General features: G+C 41.2%; 5 protein-coding genes. 1 reads left to right on the forward strand and 4 read right to left on the reverse strand.

Annotated elements, in window-relative coordinates; all coding sequences use genetic code 11:
- Positions 1 to 169: 169 nt before the first annotated feature.
- The 4 genes from CXF82_RS10400 to CXF82_RS10415 form a co-directional block, all read right to left on the reverse strand.
- Entirely contained in the window at positions 170 to 2,749 is a 2,580-nt protein-coding gene (locus CXF82_RS10400; protein WP_374702368.1) for a M1 family metallopeptidase, read from the reverse strand.
- Between the two features lie 342 nt (positions 2,750 to 3,091).
- Entirely contained in the window at positions 3,092 to 3,826 is a 735-nt protein-coding gene (locus tag CXF82_RS10405; RefSeq protein WP_101090211.1) for an RluA family pseudouridine synthase, read from the reverse strand.
- Between the two features lie 410 nt (positions 3,827 to 4,236).
- Positions 4,237 to 5,277: a porin gene (locus CXF82_RS10410; RefSeq protein WP_101090212.1), complete on the reverse strand. Its 1,041-nt coding sequence runs from the start codon at positions 5,275 to 5,277 to the stop codon at positions 4,237 to 4,239.
- 83 nt (positions 5,278 to 5,360) lie between these two features.
- A complete protein-coding gene (locus CXF82_RS10415; RefSeq protein WP_102044153.1) occupies positions 5,361 to 6,704 on the reverse strand; it encodes an FMN-binding protein in 1,344 nt (447 codons plus the stop codon).
- Between the two features lie 195 nt (positions 6,705 to 6,899).
- Between CXF82_RS10415 and CXF82_RS10420 the strand changes: the two genes are divergently transcribed.
- The gene (locus CXF82_RS10420) at positions 6,900 to 8,072 is read left to right on the forward strand and encodes an FAD:protein FMN transferase (protein WP_102044154.1); all 1,173 of its coding nucleotides are present in this window, start codon (positions 6,900 to 6,902) and stop codon (positions 8,070 to 8,072) included.
- The last annotated feature ends 47 nt before the right edge of the window (positions 8,073 to 8,119 follow it).

Below are 8,119 nucleotides of genomic sequence, written 5' to 3' on the forward strand. Positions count from 1 at the left end.
TAATTTATCGCCCAACTAATGGTTACCTAAACGTATTATTTACGCTCCTTGATGGTTGTCATATTGTAGCGTGAATAAAAGTGAAAATAGTTTATTTTGATTGATTTAATGATATTTGAAGTTAAAAAAAGCCAGTACGAAGACTGGCTTTATATTAAATCAACTCAGATTAGTAGCGACTTAAGTAGTCTTCTACACTGGCTTGTTCACGTTTTTTCAAACTAACACAGTTTCGTACACTCTCATCCAGCTTGGCTAACGTTCGAGCATACTCTGGAGTTTGTTCCATTTTAGGGGTGAAAAACTGCACCGTAGTGTCAAGTGCAGTAATATCACAACCGCTACCCGTATAATAAGGAATACTCGCCACCGCAAACGGAGGCAGCTTTTCCTTTATGGTCTCATAATTGGCATAAACCCAATCTCTGAACCTTTGCTTACGCACGTCAGTATAAGTTTGACCTGATAAAATATATCTCAAGTCTGGCGCATTAATTTTATCTGTTAATGTATAAGCTAACACTTCTGTTTGCAGTTTATCAGTAGGTGCATATCCTAGTGCTGACATTAATCGAGTACGCTTTTGAGGATCTTTAGTGGTCTCAAACTCACTCTTAACCAGTGACAATAATTTAGCATCACCGTAATAAACTGCAATAGTAAGATAGTTACCAATCAAGTATGGATCAACGTCATTATTTCCAGCAATGTAAGATTTTGCTTCTTTTGTTGCTGTCGCAATAATCGCATTATCTTTCGCTTCAAATGCTAACAAGTTAATCAATGTTGGACGCAGCTTACTGATTGCTGGACTTTCACCGGGTTTGGCTTCAACTCCATACTTTTCTATCGCACTATTAGCACGTTTCGCAATAAACTTGGCCCACTGCTGTTGATTACTCTCATCAATAAAAGTACGTTTCTGTGATTGCAAATAACCGAGTGCAGTCGATACTATTTCTGGATGTGGGTCAGCAATGAACTCACCCAAAATATTAAGCAATTCACCACCTGAAATAAATCCACCGTCGAGTAAGGCATCAGCAGAAGAAATTAGTGCTTTACGTTCACGTGGCGTTAAATGAGCTTGGGCATTCTGCAAAAGTGCTGCCATTTCTGTTTCGTCTAACAACCAACGGTAGTAACCCATAGCGTCAGAATCTGGATAGATCCACTCTGGGGTATACGCGAGCTCAACCGTTTGTGTGTCACCGCTTAACAAAATTGTTTGTTGTGAAACCTCGGCGCCTTTACCATATTTAATCGATACCGGCACGGTCCAAGATTGCGGGTCAGCTTTAGTGCCTGCGGAAACAAAGCGGCTTTGTTTTAATGTTAACTTATTACCCACAAGCGACACTTTTACCAACGGGTAAGAAGATTGCTCGATGAAAGTACTGAGTACAGAGCCAACATCTTTACCTGATGATTTTGACAGCGCGCTCCATAGATCATCCGCTTGAGTATTTTTAAAGGCATTATCTTTAATATATTGACGGATCCCGGCCTTAAACTCATCTTCACCAATATAGTTTTCAACCATAGCAAGTACGGCTTCTCCTTTACTATAAGCTAAGCCTAAGCCATCCATGATATCGGCTTCGGTCTTGATCGGCTTTCGAATCGGTTTAGTTGAGACTCTTGCATCCATTGCCATTACATAGTTTTTTGAAAGTGACAGGTCAGATTCAAATTCAGGATGGAGCTGATGAGTGATTTTTGATGCCATCCAACTTGCAAATGCTTCATTTAACCAGAGGTCATTCCACCATTGCATCGTCACTAAGTTACCGTACCATTGGTGTGCTAGCTCATGAGCAATAATAGACACGGCGCGCTCTTTACTATTTTGGCTCGCCGTTTTTTCATCAACTAAAAGAATATCTTCTCTATACGTCACTAACCCAGCATTTTCCATCGCACCAAAAGGAAATTCTGGCACCGCAATGGTATCTAATTTTTCATAAGGATAGTCAACACCAAAATAGGCTTCTAACGCTGAAAGTACTTCAGGCATTTTCTTGGCTGCGTAGTGCGCTAGCTCAATCTTGCCTTTAGTCGTAATGACTCTACCGGGCACTTTCATGCCTTTAACCGCTATCTCTTCAAATTGACCGACTGCAAAAGCCACTAAGTATGATGGCAATGGTTTAGTTTGCTTAAAGACATGAGTTGTTGCGCCATTTTTATCTGTCACTGACACTTCTGGAGTATTGCTATACACCTTCTCAGTGCTTGGAGCGGTAATCGTTACTTGAAAAGGGATCTTATATGCAGGTTCATCGAAGCTTGGAAATGCGCGGCGAGCATCACTCATTTCAAACTGAGTAAATAGATAGGGTTGGCCTGCATCAATGGTCTTGTAGAGGCCGACTGATTGCCTGTTATAAGGCGCAGTAAAGTCCATCGATAACGTATATTGGCCAGGCTCAATGATATGGGGGCAATCAAACAACACCACACCAGTCGATTGCATTGTCGCTTTCATTTGGCAATCTTTGCTGCCATTTAACACTATATTGCTGGTATTGTATTCCAAGCCATTTAATTGTAATTGCTTAGTGGCCTCCGTCACTTCAAGCTTTATTGAAGTACTACCTGAAAAACTATCCTTTGCTGGATCTAAATTCAGCTTAACACTTTGCGTTATAGGCTTGGCAACTTTGCTCAGTACATACTCATTGGCGAGCACATTAAAGCTAGTTGCACATGTCAGCGTGACTAAAGAAGCCGTAACTATTCGATACATATGATTCCCTGTTATCCAGTATTCCAATAGATTGATCTATTGCTACAATTTAATCGATTAAGGACGGGCATTTACCTCGCGTCCTTTACCGCTATAAGATAACAAAACTTTAACGGTAACGGCAGTCGATAGAGAACTGAAAGGCCACCTTGTTGTAACAATTCATTGCCGTTCTAATGCTAATACATTTAAAGCACGCCAATGAATTGCCTCATGTACCAATAGAAATCGCGGTATAAGTAACAATATATTTGGCTAACGCGGCTTGAATGTATCCAAGCAGGACGGTTTTTGATAACGATACATGAAACTGCAACAAAGGTGTTTAGATGCATTCGCGCACTAGAAAGGACAAGGGCTAAAGCCGAGTACGCGCAATCCTGTCACAGGGTGATCAAACTCTAAACGAGTGGCATGCAGCATTAATCTCGACGCCATCTTATAAGAGTCACTTGTACCATATAGATCGCAGCCAATAATAGGATGGCCAATTTGCTGACTATGGATCCGCAATTGATGGGTGCGACCCGTCTCGGGTGTTAGCTCTACTCTGGTCACTACTGTCGCAATGGCCGCCGTCTTCTGGGTGTTATCTGTTGTGGCTGCATTGCCTAAAGGAGCAGCAACAAAATGTTCTCGAGACAAGACTTTATATATTGAAAGGGCTGGTTTGCCCTCTTTCTCACAAATCTTCATTAACGGAAAGTTGGGCTTATCCTTCGCTATCGGCAGTGCTATCTCACCCTCGTCATTTGGTAAGTCACCCAACAATAATGCGGTGTACCGCTTAAGCACGTTGCGCTCACTAAATTGTTTACACAAGGCGGCATTAATCGTTTTGTTCTTCGCCACCACCATAACCCCAGAGGTTCCCAAATCGAGTCGATGCACTAGCGTACAATCTGGATAATCTTTAACGAGACGGTAATGTACAGAATCCCAGTTTGCGGGGTGTTTACCCGACAAGGATAAAAGGCCGGAGGGTTTATTGATTAATAATAGATTTTCATCTTGATAGATAATTGAAATATCTTCAAAACAAGGAGGTGCAATAAAATCATCAGCCGATGGCGGCATATAACATTCCTGTGGCGTTATAACGATTACTGATGCAGGAGTTTACCAGACTTAGCTCTATTGGGGATTGAGAAAATGCCGACCGATAACGACTCTTATCGTGGCGCAACTTACCTTGGCTAAGTAATCACAGTATTGAGGGCAAAGAGTAGCGCAGACTCACTCTAGTCATATTATTGAATTTATACTCACTTATTAAAATATAACCCCGAGGATTTTTTCATTTAATCGAATAATGAGTCACATTAACGCTTAAAGATTGATGATTAATGTCAATGTAGTGTGGCTATCCTAGTCAAAATCCCCCTACAGTGGCAGTATTTGAGAAAGGTGAGTTAAGGCTGTGGTGTAAATGAGATAAAGAGCGCGCTGCTTTGCACGCTCTCTGGGATTAGACATTTAAATCGACGTTAGAAATCGATTCTAAAACCAACACTAATAATAGTGTCATCAAAATCAGAATATTGTTTCACATCAAACTGACCCAGTTCGGTATGCACTCGCGTCGACTTTGATAAACGGTACTCGGCACCAATGGCCCATTGTGATACTTCTGGTACGTCAGTGGCCGCGGCGCCGTATTGATCGTAAACTCGGCCAGCAATTTTGCCCGTACCCGAGTCATCCTGACCGTACTGCGCTTTTAACGTGAGTTTATCAATTTGATACTTAGCACTGATGATAAAACCATCGCCATCACGTTGCTGCCAGTTATCTAAGTTAGGGTTAACGATTTTGGCACTCTGGTAGATAGAGCCCAGTTTTAAGTTACCATACTTATACTGCGCAACCGCGCGAAAACCTTTGATGTCTTCAACGCCATCAGTGTAAGCAGCGGCGAGATAAAAATCACCGCTTTTAAACAGTTTGTCACCGTAAGTCACTGCGACTTGGTAGTTACCGTTATCACGATGAACATCGTCTTCGGCGTAATAGTTATCTTCAAGAATATAGCTGGCGCCAAATTGTAATTTGTTCCATTTAACGGTTTTATATTCTAGAGAGTCACCCCAACGCTTATCACCGGCAAACAAACGGTCATGCTTTAGTGAATACATGTCCATTGCATCAGCGGTACCCTTAGCCATTTTAAACACTGGATCGATACGACCTGCAGCAAGTTGACCGACTGTAGAATGCTTTATGCCTAAGAATGTAGGACGTGCCGAAAATGGATTATTTTGCTTACCTTCGCTGGCACCATTTACGCCCACTTCGATTTGATAAAATACCGTAAAATCATCATTTAGCGCCGCGTTGCCCTTAACGCCTAATCGACTCCAGTTGTTTTCCAGAATGGTGCCACTTTTACCGCTATGAGTCGCACTACCACTGTCAGAGTTTGTAATCGAGTAATCGATACGGCCATAAAATTTGTAGGCATCGGCCATAACAGCGGGTGAAGCTAGAATTGCCGCGGCAAGTAAAGTCAATTGAACTGTTTTCATCATCATATCTCTTAACATTATTATTGGTTCAAAACGAAGATGACTCCCCAGCTCTAAGGCGGTTAGGAGTCTTTTTCACCGCAAGTTTAGATTTTATTGTGTGCTACGATTACGCCGTCTTGACGCATCTGGCGATACAAAATGTCAGCTTGATGTAAATAAAGATCCCAAGAATCTGAGCGCTTGGTAAAGCCCGTTGCGGCATAGCTGCCGGTATCACCGGTTGCTGGTAAATCATTGATTGAGAATAGAGAGCCACCTTGCTGAAGGTGGACATTTAACGCATCGAACATGACGTTAAAGCCGATACGAGCGGGTTCTACATAGTTAATCGATTCATATTTTGACTGGCGGTAGAACTTCTTTAACGATGCATCTTTTATCTGGGTCTTTTCATCAGCGAAGATTTCGTCATAATGGGCTTTAGTAATTTGCTTGCTGTCGCGATTAACCACTAGGCGTAAAACGGCGGTCACACCGGTCCATTTGCCTTTAGCATCGAGTAACTTTTCTGCGTTCTGGTAAAACAGCTCATTCGTGCCCTCGCCATTAATCTGCGCATGGATTTTAGCCGTAAGCGGCACCATAGACTGTTGAACACTGTTAGAGGCACCCGCAACAATATCGATACCGGCATATTTTAATCGATTCGGCTCTTTCAACTTATTGCCTAAAGCAGGATCAAAATCGGGGTTTAGCTCGAAGGTTAACTTGTCCTGCTCTACCATGAGCTTTTCCATGGTCAACGCAGACTGTACCCAAGCAGTCCCTTTCTTTTTACCCATTGAGAAGTTGTATTCAGACATACGCTTAGGCACATTTTGGTAAAGACGAGTGTAGTAATTTGGGCGACCACTCTCATTAAATTCGGCAAAAATCACATTGTCAGCATTATTGCTGTCAGTGACGATAGCAACACTGCCCATATGACCTTGACGAAAGCGGGCTTCTTGGAAGTAATAATCCCCTTTCAATAAACCCAATTGAGGCTGAATAGACCATTTAAGTTTAAAATTATCGTCTCCAGATTCTTCTTTAGAACCGACGGCAACATATTCAGGCTGACTACCGTCCGCTCTCGGAAGGCTGTTAATGGCTTTTAAGATCCCGTTAGAAGAGTAAGTCGCTCCGGAAACGGCATCAATGCCTTCATGGCCATTATTCGCAACAACATTCGCTAATAAACGCTCTGCATTGAGATAGAGAGATTCCGTTTCTTTTTGGGATTTTGTTTTAATATCAACAATATTTCCGTTCTTAACCTCAACGGTTAAGGTAATAAGACTTTTCTTACCTTTAGCAGATACATCATGAACGCCATCGGCGTATTTGCCGTGATCGACGCTGCCAGCACAACCTGCAAGCGCCATCGTGCCGAATAGTACAGCGCTACTTACTAATGTTTTATTAAAGATGTTTAAGCTTTTCATTCTGTCAGCCTTTAGATGTGTTATTTCATTGAGGCCAGAATATAAGTTTTAAATTTCTACACAATTGCGGAAAACCGCAATGTGATGAGTTGATGTTTATTTATTTGATCGGGTTAACATAAACAAACTATTTTTTAATTTTACATTGCTTGTTATGATACTTATTATAGCCAATCAACATACCTAGGCCATATTGTGAAAATATCACTTCCTATATTAACGCTATTGTTTTTTTCTAGTTATAACTATGCAAATGTCATTACGCAACCAGTAGCACCAGAGTTTAAGGTTATTAAAGTCGACACTAAGGGAGAACCTTATCGGTGTGAAGGAAATGCAATAATAACTCATAATGCTGTCAGCAGTAATCTCACCACGCTTAAATACTTTGGCACTTCCATCAGTATTGATATATATGATAATAACGATACAGGTATAGGAATTGCATTATGTAACGCACTACATGTTATTCAGGAATATCATTATCTCGCATCAAACTACAGCACTTACCCCCATGTCACCAATATTAAAAGCATCAATAATCAACCTGATAAAAAACATAAAATAGATCCAAAGTTGACTGAACTGATCCAGGCGAGTATTGATTGGCATGATAAAACCAATGGCTACTTTAACATCGCCCTATCGCCTGTCATCGATATCTGGCGCGGGTATCGGGCCAAATGTAAAGGTGAACGTAAGCTCCAAGACCGCTGCAGCATTCCTACTGAGGCAGAGCTATCAAAGGCTAAGCTATTGATTAATATTAAAGACATAGACTTAGATCTTACCAACAACACCATACAGATGAAAGCAGGCATGAGTATCGATCTTGGTGGGATCGCGAAAGGCTGGATGGCTGAAATGGTTTATAGGCAGTTAAAAGCGGACGGTGTTGAGAGCTTCATGATAAATGCAGGGGGTAATATACGGCATTACGGCGTTCACCCTGAGGGCCGAGATTTTACCACTGCAGTCGAAAATCCTATTTGCAAAAAATACAATAATACTCTTGAACAGTGCCAGAGCTTTGAAGACCAATACCATGAAGTGCTGACAGGTAAAGATTTAGCCATTGTCTCCAGTGGCAATTATTTACGCTACTACCGAGTCAAAGGTAAAGAATACCATCATATTATCAACCCAAAAATATTGTATCCTAAAAGCACAGGGATATCGACAACGATAGTGGTCAATAATAACCAACTTTTCGCGGATGTGATTTCTACTGCTCTATTCTTAATGCCTTTAAAAGAAGCGCTTGCCTATGCTAATAAAAATGAGGATGTAGAATCAGTTTGGTATTTGAATGCACAAGGAGATAAAGTGGAATCTGATCAGTTTAATAAATACAGAAAGTCATTTTAGACTGACATTAATAAAATAATTATTTACTACCATATATTATCTAGACG

The sequence above is a fragment of the Shewanella sp. GutDb-MelDb genome (assembly GCF_002836075.1).
GTDB lineage: Bacteria > Pseudomonadota > Gammaproteobacteria > Enterobacterales > Shewanellaceae > Shewanella.